General features: G+C 47.2%; 11 protein-coding genes. 8 read left to right on the top strand and 3 right to left on the bottom strand.

Translation table 11 applies throughout. From position 1 onward, the window contains the following. Window positions 1–53 precede the first annotated feature (53 nt). Window positions 54–2,345, top strand: a complete 2,292-nt coding sequence (locus MTO69_RS05265; protein WP_248331772.1) for a YgiQ family radical SAM protein — start codon at window positions 54–56, stop codon at window positions 2,343–2,345. A 66-nt stretch (window positions 2,346–2,411) separates the two neighbouring features. On the opposite strand, the gene serC is transcribed toward MTO69_RS05265, so the two are convergent. Together serC and MTO69_RS05255 are read right to left on the bottom strand one after the other, a co-directional pair. Continuing rightward, window positions 2,412–3,494: a 3-phosphoserine/phosphohydroxythreonine transaminase gene (gene serC, locus MTO69_RS05260; protein ID WP_248331770.1), complete on the bottom strand. Its 1,083-nt coding sequence runs from the start codon at window positions 3,492–3,494 to the stop codon at window positions 2,412–2,414. A gap of 124 nt (window positions 3,495–3,618) precedes the next feature. Beyond that, window positions 3,619–4,884 (bottom strand): DUF945 family protein, encoded by a 1,266-nt coding sequence (locus tag MTO69_RS05255; RefSeq protein ID WP_248331768.1) that lies wholly within the window; start codon window positions 4,882–4,884, stop codon window positions 3,619–3,621. Window positions 4,885–5,058: 174 nt separating this feature from the next. On the opposite strand from MTO69_RS05255, the gene MTO69_RS05250 reads away from it, so the two are divergent. The 3 genes from MTO69_RS05250 to MTO69_RS05240 all read left to right on the top strand — a co-directional run bounded on the left by MTO69_RS05250 (window position 5,059) and on the right by MTO69_RS05240 (window position 8,238). Next, on the top strand, window positions 5,059–7,011 hold the full coding sequence (locus tag MTO69_RS05250) for an ATP-binding protein (protein ID WP_248331766.1): 1,953 nt from the start codon (window positions 5,059–5,061) through the stop codon (window positions 7,009–7,011). Further along, window positions 7,008–7,505, top strand: coding sequence for a response regulator (locus tag MTO69_RS05245; RefSeq protein WP_248331764.1), 498 nt, complete (start codon window positions 7,008–7,010; stop codon window positions 7,503–7,505). Before MTO69_RS05250 ends, MTO69_RS05245 begins: the two co-directional genes overlap by 4 nt. A gap of 166 nt (window positions 7,506–7,671) precedes the next feature. Continuing rightward, window positions 7,672–8,238 (top strand): hypothetical protein, encoded by a 567-nt coding sequence (locus tag MTO69_RS05240; protein WP_248331762.1) that lies wholly within the window; start codon window positions 7,672–7,674, stop codon window positions 8,236–8,238. A 104-nt stretch (window positions 8,239–8,342) separates the two neighbouring features. Here the strand turns inward: MTO69_RS05240 and MTO69_RS05235 are convergent, their stop codons facing one another. Continuing rightward, on the bottom strand, window positions 8,343–8,930 hold the full coding sequence (locus tag MTO69_RS05235) for a TfoX/Sxy family DNA transformation protein (protein WP_248331760.1): 588 nt from the start codon (window positions 8,928–8,930) through the stop codon (window positions 8,343–8,345). 353 nt (window positions 8,931–9,283) lie between these two features. On the opposite strand from MTO69_RS05235, the gene MTO69_RS05230 reads away from it, so the two are divergent. The 4 genes from MTO69_RS05230 to panP all read left to right on the top strand — a co-directional run bounded on the left by MTO69_RS05230 (window position 9,284) and on the right by panP (window position 13,544). After that, complete coding sequence (locus MTO69_RS05230) at window positions 9,284–10,204, top strand: HDOD domain-containing protein (protein WP_248334412.1); 921 nt, start codon at window positions 9,284–9,286, stop codon at window positions 10,202–10,204. Between the two features lie 19 nt (window positions 10,205–10,223). Next, window positions 10,224–11,129, top strand: coding sequence for a lysine exporter LysO family protein (locus tag MTO69_RS05225; RefSeq protein WP_248331758.1), 906 nt, complete (start codon window positions 10,224–10,226; stop codon window positions 11,127–11,129). A 108-nt stretch (window positions 11,130–11,237) separates the two neighbouring features. Continuing rightward, a complete protein-coding gene (locus MTO69_RS05220; protein WP_248331756.1) occupies window positions 11,238–11,753 on the top strand; it encodes a hypothetical protein in 516 nt (171 codons plus the stop codon). Between the two features lie 138 nt (window positions 11,754–11,891). Beyond that, a complete protein-coding gene (gene panP, locus MTO69_RS05215; RefSeq protein ID WP_248331754.1) occupies window positions 11,892–13,544 on the top strand; it encodes a pyridoxal-dependent aspartate 1-decarboxylase PanP in 1,653 nt (550 codons plus the stop codon). Window positions 13,545–13,694: the final 150 nt, after the last annotated feature.

The following is a 13,694-nucleotide window of genomic DNA, read 5'->3' as shown; positions in this document are numbered from 1 at the left end:
TAGTCGTCTCTCAAGTCGCTATAATTCGCGCTCCTTGGCACAGAGAGCAAAATATGTACAGCGACATCACCCCTATTCACCAGCATAAAAAATACTGGGCAGAGTGCTATGGCACTGCACCATTCTTACCGACTAGTCGTAAGGAGATGGACGCACTTGGGTGGGACAGCTGTGACATCATTATCGTAACCGGTGACGCCTACGTTGATCACCCAAGTTTCGGTATGGCTATTATTGGTCGACTTCTCGAAGCGCAAGGCTTTCGTGTTGGGATCATCGCTCAACCTGAGTGGAGCAATAAAGATGCCTTTATGGCACTTGGTGAGCCAAACCTCTTTTTTGGCATCACTGCCGGCAACATGGACTCGATGATCAACCGCTATACGGCTGACCGTAAACTGCGTCATGATGATGCTTACACGCCGAATAACGAAGGCGGTAAGAGGCCAGATCGCGCCACGTTAGTCTATTCGCAGCGCTGCCGTGAGGCCTATAAAGGTGTTCCAATCGTCTTGGGTGGCATTGAAGCCAGCCTGCGCCGCCTCGCTCACTACGACTACTGGTCTGACAAAGTTCGCCGCTCTGTGCTTTTTGATGCCAAAGCCGATATTTTGCTCTTTGGTAACGCCGAGCGCGCATTGGTGGAAGTGGCTCATCGTTTAGCCGATGGTGAACCTATCGCATCCATGACCAATATCCGCGGTACCGCTGTCAACTTAGCCGCAGCGCCTGATGGCTATACGATTATCGACTCTTCACGGATTGAAAAGCCGCGCAAAGACGCTTTTATTCCGCCCAACCCTTATGTGGTCGAAGAGCAGTGTGAAACCAAAGCCAATAGCGAAGAGCCTAAAGCGCAGCCGATCACCATTCGTCCGTCTCGTCACGATGCAAAAACCACAGCGGTTCGCTTACCTGGGTTCGAAAAACTCAACAACGACCGCATCCTTTACGCTCACGCGAGCCGCATTATGCACCTTGAGACGAACCCATATTCGGGGCGTGCACTGATTCAGCGCCATGGTGACCGCGAGTTATGGGTAAACCAAGCGCCGATTCCATTGACCACTGAAGAGATGGACTACGTGTTTGGCCTGCCTTACGCGCGTGTTCCGCATCCTATGTATGGCAAAGCCAAGATCCCTGCCTATGACATGATCAAAACCTCGGTCAATATCATGCGCGGCTGTTTTGGCGGTTGTTCGTTCTGTTCGATTACCGAACACGAAGGGCGAATCATTCAAAACCGCTCTAAAGAATCTATTTTGAACGAGCTAGAAGAGATCCGCGACAAAGTGCCTGGCTTTACCGGCACCATTTCAGACTTAGGTGGGCCAACCGCGAACATGTATCGTCTGGGCTGTAGCGATCCAAAAGCCGAAGCCAACTGTCGCCGTCCGTCGTGTGTTTTCCCTGGTATTTGTCACAAACTCAACACCGACCATAAGCATACCATCGACCTTTACCGCGAAGCTCGCAAGGTAGACGGCATCAAGAAAGTGATGATCGCATCTGGAGTACGATACGATTTGGCGATTGAGTCGCCTGAATACGTGAAAGAGCTGGTGACGCATCACGTCGGTGGCTACTTGAAAATTGCACCAGAACATACCGAGAAAGGCCCACTCAACCTGATGATGAAACCAGGCATGGGCACCTATGACCGCTTCAAAGAGATGTTTGAAAAGTACAGTGCTGAAGCGGGTAAAAAGCAGTATTTGATCCCGTACTTCATCTCTGCCCATCCAGGCACAGAAGATGAAGACATGCTGAATTTGGCGTTGTGGCTGAAGAAAAACAACTTCGAGTGCGACCAAGTACAAAACTTCTACCCATCGCCTATGTGTAATGCCACCTCAATGTATTACTCGGAAACTAACCCGTTGAAACGGGTTAAGTACAAACAGCGTGAGGTAGTGCCGGTTGCGAAAGGGGAACGTCAACGTCGCCTACATAAAGCGTTATTGCGTTATCACGATCCAGCGAACTGGCCTATGATTCGCGAAGCCTTGATTAGCATGGGCAAAAAACATCTGATTGGCGACAAGCCAAGCTGCCTTGTGCCCGCGGAGGATCTCGAGACGCAAACACCGGCTCAGCGTCGCAAGTCTGGTCGTCATGGTTCTCAACGCTTCGCAACCAAGCACACTAAGTCGCAACCTGGCTTTGAAAAGATGCATGGAGAAGGTCGTGGAAAAACTGGCGGCAAGCGCAGCGGCAACAATCAAGCAAGTCGCAACGGTCAGTCCACCCGCAATCAGTCGGCAAGTAAAGGTCAGCTCCCTCGCGGTGGCAAGCCTAGCGGAAAAGGCAAAGCTGGCGCCATACAACAAGGGCAACGTTAAGCCAAACCATAAGTGATAAAAAAGCCTAGCGAGCAGTGCTCACTAGGCTTTTTTGTTTTTGAGATATTAAGCGTAATTGGCTTCAAACTCGCGCATAAAATCAACTAAGGCTTGAACGCCTTCAATGGTCATGGCGTTATAGATCGAGGCACGCATACCACCCACCGCTCGATGGCCTTTCAACGCAACTAAACCTTTCGCCTCTGCTTGCTCCAGAAACAGTGCATCGAGCTCAGGTTTCACCAATTGGAAAGGCACATTCATACGCGAACGGTTTTGCGGGTGAACATTATTGATGTAGAAGTCGGAATCATCAATTTGCTGGTAGAGCAGAGCGGCTTTCTCTTGGTTGATTTTTTCCATGGCAGCCACACCACCTTGTTGCTTTAACCACTTGAAGACAAGGCCAGACAAGTACCAAGCAAAGGTCGGAGGCGTGTTAAACATCGACTCTTTTTCAGCCAGCACTTTGTAGCTCATAAAGCTTGGTAGCAAGTCGCTTGCGAGATCAAGCAAGTCATCACGTACAATGGCTATACAAATACCAGCAGGTCCGATATTTTTTTGCGCCCCTGCATAAATCACCCCATATTGCGACACATCGATTTGACGCGAAAGGATATTGGATGACATGTCGGCCACGATCGGTTTATCTGTGTTGGGCAGTTGACTTATTTCAATGCCATCAATAGTCTCATTTGGACAAAAATGGACATATGCCGACTCTGGGTCAATCGCCCACTGGTCTGCATCCACCACCGCGGTTTTACCATCACGCTCGGTTTTCGCATCGAATACGTCTACCTCACAGTACTTGTGCGCTTCTTTAATCGCGCTTTCGGCCCAGTAGCCAGCATCGATATAGGTCGCTTTGCTAGCACTGCCCAATAAGTTCAACGGCACCGCTGCAAACTGAGCTCGCGCCCCACCCTGACAGAAAAGGACTTTGTAATTATCTGGAATATTGAGCAAATCACGCAAATCTTGCTCAGCTTGCTCAGCAACCTCGATAAACTCTTTGCTACGGTGGCTAATTTCCATCACCGATGTGCCCAAGTTATTCCAGTCGACAAACTCACTTTGCGCTTGTTCCATCACCGCTTTAGGCAAACCCGCTGGGCCCGCACTAAAGTTAAATACCTTCTCCATCTTACTTTCCTTGCTCAAGCTTGTAATAACGTTATGAGGATTAATAACATGTTTTTTACCGGATAAAAAGTAACAAAAGAGGTCTTTAGACCTCTTTCCGACTTAAAAGCGATAAAGTTACTAGTTAAGGCTGCATAAGCATGGGCAAAAGTAGTGCCATTAATGGGATTTCCTGACCATTTTCGAACACTAGGTTTCCTTCTAATAACTGCGCTTTCATTCGATAGCCAAGCTCGCTTTGCTGCATTATCTCCATCACCATCGCCTCGTCCACCCCTTGACGCACAAATGGGTAATCGGCGACTAATCCGTTCGAAACAAAAGTGTCGATATCACCGGTAAGCGCAGGTAAGATTTTTGCCATGTTTTGCGTAACATCATCTGTTCCCTTTGGCACTTGAATGGTCCATTGAGTTTGAAAGCGACTCTCCTCAGTGAGCTTCACTACCATCTCATTAATGGCGACATAAAAACCATTGGCGAACAAACGGTCCACATAAGGGATCGCGGTTTGAATATCTTGATTGCTTGGCACTGGATTGTTTTGGTAAATATTCACCAGTTGTTCGAACGCAACACTATCAAGGTCACCGAACGCTAAATCTAGCGATACTTGCTCAACTTCGCCATCGGTCGTCACCACATTATTTAACTCGACGATATGTTGGCTACTGACGGTTTTCGCGACCTCATCTAACGCGCTAATGAAGCGATATTGGCTGTTATCAAGCGAAAATAGCGTCTGCTGGTCGGCGTTCGAGACTGATGCCTGCTCCACTTTAAGCGTCTGTTCGCCAATCCAGAAACTGTCAACTTTCTTACCTTGACCTTCACCGTAGATACCCGAAACCATCATTTTCTCACCTGAGTTGAAATCAAGTTGAATGGATGGAGCATCGAGTTGATAAGTCATCTCTCCTAGTACGGTAACCTCACCACTCAAGGTAGCTGGTGACACCGAGAGCATAAACCCATCCGTACCCTGTGTGGTTTGATTCCAGTTATCGAGTTTTAGGCGGTAATCGGTATTGCCATTCAATTGGGTGACGGTTTCTAAGGTGAGCGGAAAGTCCGGCGCATTTGCCAGTTGTGACACTGCTGATATGCTCATCAACCCATGAGAGACTTGACTGTTGACCACAAACTCAGTCGGTAAGCCGTCCTGCGTCAGTTGCTCTGCCAGTAATGGGTCAGTCACGATATAACGGGTGGTGACTTGTGAGCTGAGATAGCCTCGATCGTACTCCAGCACCTCAGCCTTAAGCGACTCGTTGTTGAGATGGGTTACGCCATCTTGAATTACACTTTGTCCGATTTGACCGACCGCAAGCGGCCAACACAAAGCCAGTGTGATCGCGCCACCAATAGCGCCGAGTTTCTTTAATTCCATGGTCATTCATTCTTAGTCACGATTTAGTTCAGTCTACACCAAAAAACCTTGAGATAAATCAGAGTATTGGACTTAAAGCAAAAACAAATAAGATTCTTCGTACTTAGCTCTCAAACCCGTTCAACCAAGCTTGCTAGAGTGTAGTCTGTGATTTGTTAACATTGTTGCTTAGGCGTGAACCCATTCTCTGTACTCTGTTTAGATAACAACCCGATTAGCGTTGAACAGTTAAGGCGCGAACTCAGTCCGTTTGCCAGCAAGTTCGATCTCCATACCGCCGACAGCATAGAAGATGCCAACGCGGCGCTCGACTTTTGTCTTGAACATCAGCAAACCGTGGCTCTGGTCATCGCCAGCCACCATGAAAACTTTAACGGGGCTGACTTTCTTATCCAGCTCGACAAAAACCAACACACCCAAAGTGCGCATAAAATCCTGATCAGTTGCGGTCAAGACATCCAGGCAATTCTATCTGCGGTCAACGATGGACGACTCGATTACTGTCTGACTAAGCCACTGCAAGACAACGTGGTGCATAAAACCGTACAAAAAGAACTGACTAGCTTCATTCTCAAGCACGATAAAGACAACCTACTCTCTTACAGTCAAATTCTCGACCAGCAAAAACTGTTACGCGCCCACATTGACCAAAAAATGCGTAGCTATCGTGAAGGCTTCATTACCGATCACCATAGTTTGAGTGACCAAGAATTAGCGGAGAAAGTCTCATCTGCACTGCTTGATTTCTTTGCCAAGGAAGACGAAAGCCGCGCCTGTCGCACCTATTCTGCCGACCACTTGTTAACCGTCGAGGGAGAAGAGAACCGTTTCTTATGGTTCATCACCAAAGGTGAAGTGGCGCTGTATAAAAAAGACGAAATTGGCATGCAACGCGAGGTGGTGCGCCATACCCAAGGAAACATCGTTGGGGGCATGTCATTTGTAACCGGAGAGCCTTCTTTCTCGACCGCGATAACTTTATCAAAAACCGAAGTGATTAAACTCGATCGCGAGGTGTTTGCCAAAGTCATGCACTCCAACATGACTTTGTTGCCTCTATTTACTAACCTGTTATTGCGCCATTTCAACCGCAGATTACAACGCAGTATCAATACCAAGCTCGAGCTACAGAAGACATTAGAGTCACTCGAGTCGGCGCATCAGCAACTGATCGAACGCGAGAAAATGGCGATGTTGGGTCAACTGGTTGCAGGTGTTGCTCATGAACTAAACAACCCCATTGCGGCGATCCTTCGTGGTACTGAAACACTGACCGACAAAATCCAACATTTGGTCGACAGCCGCTCTATCGATGAAGTCGGGATTGATGCGATCGACGTGCTAAAAGTGGGACTCACCCAGCGGCCTCGCTCTACTGCTGCGGAAAGAATGTTGACTCGCGACGTTCAGCAACAGGTATCGGACCGGCGAATTGCCAAGCGTTTGGTCAAGCTAGGGCTCGAAAACCACAGCGATTGGCTCAGCAAAGCACAAACCCAGCCGCAACTTTGCCTCGAGCAACTCACACGGCTAGAAGATTATTATTTAGCAGGCAGTACGCTGCGTTCAATCAACGTTTGTGCTGGCCGAATTGCCGATATGGTGCGTAGCCTCAAAGGTTATGCTCGTCCTGACGACGAGAAACGCCACATTGTCGACATTCATGAAGGCATCGAAGATACCCTAGTGATCTTTGAAAACAAGTTGAAGTTTCACGATGTAGAGAAACGCTATCAAGCCTTACCTCCAATTCCGTGTTTACCCATTGCCCTCCAGCAGGTTTGGACTAATTTAGTCTCGAACGCCATTGACGCCTTCCCAGCCAAGGGACATCTGATCATCGAAACCCAATTGGCGGAACAAGATGGCCGGCAATGGGCGGTGATTTCGTTCACTGATAACGGCTGTGGGATCCCTGCCCATGTCCAACAGCAAATGTTTAACCTTAACTTTACCACCAAAAAAGAAGGCAATTTTGGCCTAGGAATCGGCCTATCGGTCTGCCAACAGATCATTCACCACCATGGCGGACGCATTGACGTTGAGTCTGAAATCGACCAATTCAGCCAATTTTCGGTTTGGCTGCCATATGACCAAGCCACCTCAGTTTCAAGGAGCCCCGAATGAACAAATACCTAATCTTATGTGTCGACGACGAACGTGAAGTGTTGGATAGCGTGATTCAAGATCTCGATTGTTTTGAAGAACATTTTGTCCTCGAAGCTGCTGAATCGGTTGCCGAAGCGAAATCTTTGATCCAAGACTCTCTAGCAGAAGACGTAAAATTGGCGCTGATACTGTGTGACCATATTATGCCAGAGCAAACCGGCATTCAGTTTTTGATTGAGCTCAATGAGGATGAACACACCAAAACGGCACGTAAGCTGCTACTTACCGGGCAAGCAGGCCTCGAAGATACCGTCGAAGCGGTCAATCACTCCAGCCTCGATTTCTATATTGCTAAGCCTTGGCGCGGCGACGAACTCAGGGAAATCGTCAAAAATCAATTAACCACTTATATGATTGGTAACGAACCCGAACTGATGCCTTGGGCCCAGGTACTCGATACCGAACAAATTTTCGCAGCTATCGCAAAAAATCGTGTGAGTTACGGTGAATAAACAGCCAATATCGGCATGCTGTTTGCATAAACCAATTAATAACGACAAAACAATGACATTTCTATAGTGACAGTTGTAATGATGCATTATCATGTCAAATTAGTTGTCGTAGCGCACACGTCGCTAAAGGCCAAGGAAATTAACAAGATATAGGTTTATCGTCCATATGCGTAAAACAATCTTAGCTGCAGCCCTAGTGCTTGCAACGGGTCAATCATTTGCTCAAACCGATCCAAACAGCCCAGCAGTAATGAGCAACTTCAGTTATGACTATCTCGAAGCTCGTATCGGTGCCAGCCCTGTCACCTTCGGAGCGGCGATGAGTAAGTCTATCCATCCCAATGCGCACGTTATTGTCCGTGCAGACTCAGAGTTTGAAGGTGACTACGACGCAGCGGCGGGCCTAGGTTTCCACGCCCCAATCAATAACTGGGCCGACTTCACTGGCGAAATGCTAGTGCGTCTAGTGGATACAGGTAACGAGCCACGCAGCGGTTACGGTAAAGGTACCGATACAGGTATGGAGCTTAACCTCGGCATTCGCCAGTGGTTAGGGCCACAACTTGAGGTAGGTGGTAAAGGCGGTTACGTCTCTATCGATGATAACAACAAGTGGATTGGCTCTGCTTACGTTCGTTTCCACTCAACAGAGCTTTTCTCTCTCGGCGGTGAAGCGCGCATCAATGATTTCTATGGTGATCAATTAATGTTCACCACCCGCTTTAAGTTCTAACTTGAGCTGGAAAAAGCAAAAAACCGAGGTCGCCACCTCGGTTTTTTTATGCAAATCCATTTGCTGAGCAATCGGTCCTAATAAAGGATGAGATTGAGAGTGGGTTAGTGACAATTTGCCAGCAGTTGGCGTTTGCGTGGTTCTTGGATCAATTTCCAGTGAATGCCTTCGATAGCACCGGCAAACTTCCACAGCAACTTAACATCAACATCATTGCCATAAGTCTCTTTCACTTTGGAAAACACTTCCGATGCGCCAAGTTGAACGAAGGTCTCAACATCTTCTATGCCAGCTTTTTTGACCATACGCTCTAACGTCAACTGCATATTCGGTAGGTCGCGTAAACGACGATTGGCCGACGAACGTTTAAACTCACGCTCCGAAACAGAATATTCGATAGACTCTTCGACTAAACGGTCCATTCTGCTGTCATTGCTGACAAAAAGTTCGGTCACATCATAGTAATTTACAGTCGCAGTGGTTTGCTTTTTAACATGACGATACTTCTCACAACCAAGTTGAGAGAGTTCATTATCGAGTTTGTCACCACCACGAATAAACACGCGAGTATTGCTCAATAAGGCAAACATCGCCTCTTCTTTGAACAGACCGGTACCACCAAACATCGAACGTTTCTGAAAATCACCAAATTTCTTAACGTATTGAATAAAATTTTGCTCTGTCATATCCATTGATCCTTAATCAAATTCCCCGATTAGTAGAGATCACCAGATAGCAGCAGTGTTAAGCGAATAAATTGAAATACCTCAAGCACTATTATTTTGTTTTGCGACGCTTAAGGAGATTACGTACCAAGAATGATAGTTAACGAAACGAATTAAGTCTGTGCATTTATCACATCAATGACACCCGAGCGACTCAGCATTGAGACAACAATCACACAATCAAACTTTTGATTCTTTTCTTGTTAAGTTGAGAGCAGAAATAAATCGCTACGCAAAATATCACTTTGGTGAATCTAGTGATTGCTAATATACAACCTGAAACGGTACACTGTATGCAGTATTATTATCTTATAAAGCCTATGAACCACCTATCATTCTACTGGCTACCAGAAAACGGTGAGCTGCTGATTAAAGGGATAGAATCCGAGTTTTCGGGTTTGATAGAGAATGCCATCAAGAACCGCAAGATCTCTCTCCCTCCTATTCCTGAAGTTGTATTAAAGATTCAACGACTTTGTACCCAAGACACCACCACCATCTCTGAAGTTGCAGATTGCTTGCTTGAAGACCCAGGTTTGGCCGCTATCGTTATTCGGGTGGCAAACTCAGTGATCTTTAATCGTCGCAATATCACCTGTACCGACCTACTCACTGCCGTTTCCCGACTTGGTATCTTGCGCGTGCGAGATATTGTTACCGCACAGGCGATTGAGCAGTTGAAGCACTCGGTCAACCTCACCCATTCGTGCAACAAGATTTTGAGTCAAAGCGCCGCCAACTCACGTGAATTGGCCGCGACTATGGTACTGGTCACCCGAGGCTTCAAAGACTCGGCATCGCCCGCTTACAATAACTTAGAGACAGACAAAGCATTGCTGACCGGTTTGTTGGCAGACATTGGCCTATTCTGTATCGTCAACGAGTACCATAACTACTTGGAACAAGGTAACTATCTAGCCGAAGATATCGCGTTTCAAATTTTTGATCGTCAATGCTCGAATGCCAGTAAGTTAGTGCTGGAAACTTGGGGATTTGATAACGATTTCCTAGAGGTGGCCTCCAACCAAACGCTCGCAGTATCCGACGTCAGCGTCTCTTATTTAGACGTGGCACGTATCGCCAACCACATTCTGATGTTCCGCCGCCAAGACGAAAAAATTGATGAGCATACCGTTGAATTTGACGTGACCGGCGCCGATATACTGTACAATCTCAGTAATTTAAGTGATATTGAGTTCAACAAACAGATAGACGAACTTATTAGCGCAAGTGGCCTATAACCACTAAACAGGATGTACCATGTTCTCAGGGATGTTATTTATTTTTGCCCCACTCGTGGTGGGGTATTTTATTGCCATTTCAAACGCTGCCACACTTGAGCGAATCAATACTGCCACGTCCAACCTTATCTATGTGATTCTGGCATTAATGGGACTGAGTCTGGCCGCTTTAGACAACCTGGGCCAAAACCTGCAACTGATTTTAAAAACCACTGCGGTGTTTTTTACCTGTTTGAGCTTATCAAATTTAGCGGTGCTGCCGCTGGTCGATAAATTGCTTCCCATTCAAACCGATGCCAGCCATACCAAGCTACCGCTTTCATCAATGGCGCTCGAGTCAGCCAAATTGATCTTGGTGGTTGGTAGCGGCTTAGTAATAGGTCTAATGCTGCCGTTTGACCTGAGTTGGGTCGATACCGCCAGCGAATGGATCTTGTTCCTACTGCTGTTTTTTATTGGTATCCAATTACGTAATAGTGGATTGACGTTGCGACAAATCCTGCTCAATAAGCATGGCATGGTCATCGCAGTCGTTATCATAGGCAGTTCAATGATCGGGGGAGTGATCTCCGCAACCATATTGCAAATCAACTTGTTTCAAGGGCTGGCGATGGCCTCTGGATTCGGCTGGTACTCTCTGGCAGGGATTTTGATGGGTGACGCATTTGGCCCCGTTTATGGTGGTGCCTCCTTTATGATTGAGTTACTGCGCGAATTGATTGCCCTAGTCCTGATCCCGCTATTTATCCGAACCAAACCCTGCACCTCTATCGGTTATGCTGGTGCGACGGCGATGGACTTTACCCTACCTGTGATTCAAACCACCGGCGGTGTCCGATGCGTTCCAATTGCGATTGTCAGTGGCTTTATTTTGAGCCTGCTCGTCCCTGTTATGATGTTATTCTTTGTTTCTCTTGCAGGCTAGATCGCAGAATCAAGGGGCCAACTTTTTATATCATGCCCCTTAAGCCCAATTACTTTAGCAAACGCTAAATAAAATCACTTATAATAATTATCTTCAAAAGGAATCACTATGAAACGCACTCTTGTTGCACTGCTGCTAGGCGCTGCCTCCTCAATGGCCAGTGCGGCTGATAACACCTGTTTATCACAAAAGTACGACGCATATATTGACGCTTCACTGCATTGGTACGAAGACTTGTCGCAACTCACGACTGAGCAGTATCCAGATCTAGCAGAAGTCAGTGCTTGGTTCCTGAAAGGCCGCCAACATCACTTTGAATTAAACCGCGCTGCCGTTCATTACTACTTAGAGCAAGATCCAAGCAAGATTGCCACTGGCCAGCCCGTTGAAGCTTGGCTGCAACTCGAACAAAAAGAGATCAAGGTTCTCGCGTCCCGCGGTGATGAGCTAGGTGAACTGGCGAAAGTGACGTTCGATGACCGTCAATCTAAACCACACCCAAAGAACTATGAGTTACGCTCAGCGTTTGCAGACCTACTCAGCCATCCGACCAAAATCGATGCGGCGTTAAAACGCTACAACCAGTCGATTCAACAACTTGAGACGATCGAGTGTCAAAAGTAGACACTGATTTTCATCCAGATTCAGTCTACTAATGTGGCGTGGATAAAACTTAGATTCGAGAATTAAGACGGGACATTGTTCCCGTTTTCGTTTAGATTGTCCCGCTTGCAAGAAAAACGATTAGAGCAAAGTCGCTGTATGATAACGGAACATAAAACGGCTGATGTGAATTTTGAGAGCTTATTGCGCATATTCACAGTACCTGAAGGGCCGGACTCAACGTTAACCCAAATTGAAGAAGAACTCTCTCGCAACTTAAATAAGTTTCTGCGCGAGCACATCGTTGCTGAAGAAAAACCACTGCGCGATATTGAAAAAGACTTCTCGAATGCTTCGATTCCTGAACAGCCTGAGTTTGTCTCGGATCATACCCAGCACCTGTTAGACACGCTAGTGTCACAGTCTGTGCATACTTCTGCTCCTAGCTTTATTGGTCATATGACGTCGGCTCTGCCCTACTTTCTGATGCCGTTGTCTAAGATCATGATTGCCTTGAACCAAAACCTGGTCAAAATCGAGACATCCAAAGCGTTTACCCCACTTGAGCGCCAAGTGCTCGGGATGCTGCACCGACTCATCTACAACCAAAACGATGACTTTTATGCTCAATGGATGCATAGCGCCAATCACTCTTTAGGCGCTTTCTGCTCCGGTGGCACTATCGCCAACATTACCGCATTGTGGGTAGCGCGAAATAATGCGCTTAGAGCGCAAGGCAGCTTCACAGGCGTCGAAAAAGAAGGCTTGTTCAAAGCCATGAAACACTATGGCTATGAAGGGTTAGCGGTACTGGTCTCCGAACGTGGCCATTACTCGTTGAAAAAAGCCGCGGATGTGCTGGGCATTGGTCAAGAGAGTTTGGTGGCGGTCAAAACAGATTCAAACAATCGCATTTGCCCACAAGCGCTGGAACAGCGTATTGCAGAGCTAAAAGCCAATAATATTAAACCGTTCGCCGTTGTGGGTGTCGCGGGCACGACAGAAACGGGTAGCATCGATCCACTTCAAGCGATCGCCGACATTTGCCAGCGAGAGCATTGCCATTTCCACGTCGACGCTGCGTGGGGCGGTGCCACTTTGATGTCCAACAACTATCGGCATTTATTGCAAGGCATCGAAATGGCTGACTCAGTCACTATCGATGCGCACAAGCAGCTCTACATACCGATGGGCGCAGGAATGGTGCTGTTTAAGCAGCCTGACGCAATGAAGTCTATTGAGCACCATGCCCAGTATATTCTGCGCAAAGGTTCGAAAGATTTAGGTAGCCATACACTAGAGGGCTCTCGTTCTGGTATGGCGATGCTGGTCTACGCGGCCATGCATATTATTAGTCGACCTGGCTATGAGCTACTTATCGACCAAAGCATTGAAAAAGCGCAGTATTTTGCGCAGTTGATAGAGCAGCAAGCGGATTTTGAGCTCGTTTCTCACCCTGAACTATGTCTGCTCACCTATCGCTATATTCCTAGCCATGTTCAACAAGCACTCAGCCAAGCAAGTGTTGAACAACGCGCGCAATTGAATGAGCTTCTGAACGAATTAACCAAATTTATTCAAAAACGGCAGCGTGAAACCGGCAAGTCGTTTGTCTCTCGGACTCGCCTCAACCCAGAGAAATGGGATCGGTTAAACACCATTGTTTTTCGTGTCGTATTGGCCAACCCGCTAACCGGCCGCGATATATTGAGCAGCGTGTTGGCCGAGCAGCGCGAGATCGCTAAACAAGCGCCAAACCTGATGGCGCAAATCAACCAAACCGTCGAAACGATTTTGGCCCCACAGGGTTGAATCTGAAATTTTCTTTCTTAAAAAGTGTAATTTCTTTATCAGCAGCCGGCGAGTTCCGCAACGAACTCGCCGATTGCGCGCCCATTTCTGTAGTTTAAACAAAATTTTGTTGAGGCTTGTCATATATTGACTAATTGTATGACAGAAAAG

Source organism: Vibrio sinaloensis, from assembly GCF_023195835.1.
Taxonomy (GTDB): domain Bacteria; phylum Pseudomonadota; class Gammaproteobacteria; order Enterobacterales; family Vibrionaceae; genus Vibrio; species Vibrio sinaloensis_C.
This window is presented reverse-complemented; position numbering and strand designations above follow the sequence as displayed.

What these genes read in the sequence shown, in the direction of transcription:
- MTO69_RS05240 (WP_248331762.1), top strand. Translation starts at nt 7,672, where the DNA reads ATGCGTAAAACAATCTTAGCTGCAGCCCTAGTGCTTGCAACGGGTCAA.
- MTO69_RS05255 (WP_248331768.1), bottom strand. Translation starts at nt 4,884, where the DNA reads ATGGAATTAAAGAAACTCGGCGCTATTGGTGGCGCGATCACACTGGCT.
- MTO69_RS05220 (WP_248331756.1), top strand. Translation starts at nt 11,238, where the DNA reads ATGAAACGCACTCTTGTTGCACTGCTGCTAGGCGCTGCCTCCTCAATG.
- serC (WP_248331770.1), bottom strand. Translation starts at nt 3,494, where the DNA reads ATGGAGAAGGTATTTAACTTTAGTGCGGGCCCAGCGGGTTTGCCTAAA.
- MTO69_RS05235 (WP_248331760.1), bottom strand. Translation starts at nt 8,930, where the DNA reads ATGGATATGACAGAGCAAAATTTTATTCAATACGTTAAGAAATTTGGT.
- MTO69_RS05265 (WP_248331772.1), top strand. Translation starts at nt 54, where the DNA reads ATGTACAGCGACATCACCCCTATTCACCAGCATAAAAAATACTGGGCA.
- MTO69_RS05225 (WP_248331758.1), top strand. Translation starts at nt 10,224, where the DNA reads ATGTTCTCAGGGATGTTATTTATTTTTGCCCCACTCGTGGTGGGGTAT.
- panP (WP_248331754.1), top strand. Translation starts at nt 11,892, where the DNA reads ATGATAACGGAACATAAAACGGCTGATGTGAATTTTGAGAGCTTATTG.
- MTO69_RS05230 (WP_248334412.1), top strand. Translation starts at nt 9,284, where the DNA reads ATGAACCACCTATCATTCTACTGGCTACCAGAAAACGGTGAGCTGCTG.
- MTO69_RS05245 (WP_248331764.1), top strand. Translation starts at nt 7,008, where the DNA reads ATGAACAAATACCTAATCTTATGTGTCGACGACGAACGTGAAGTGTTG.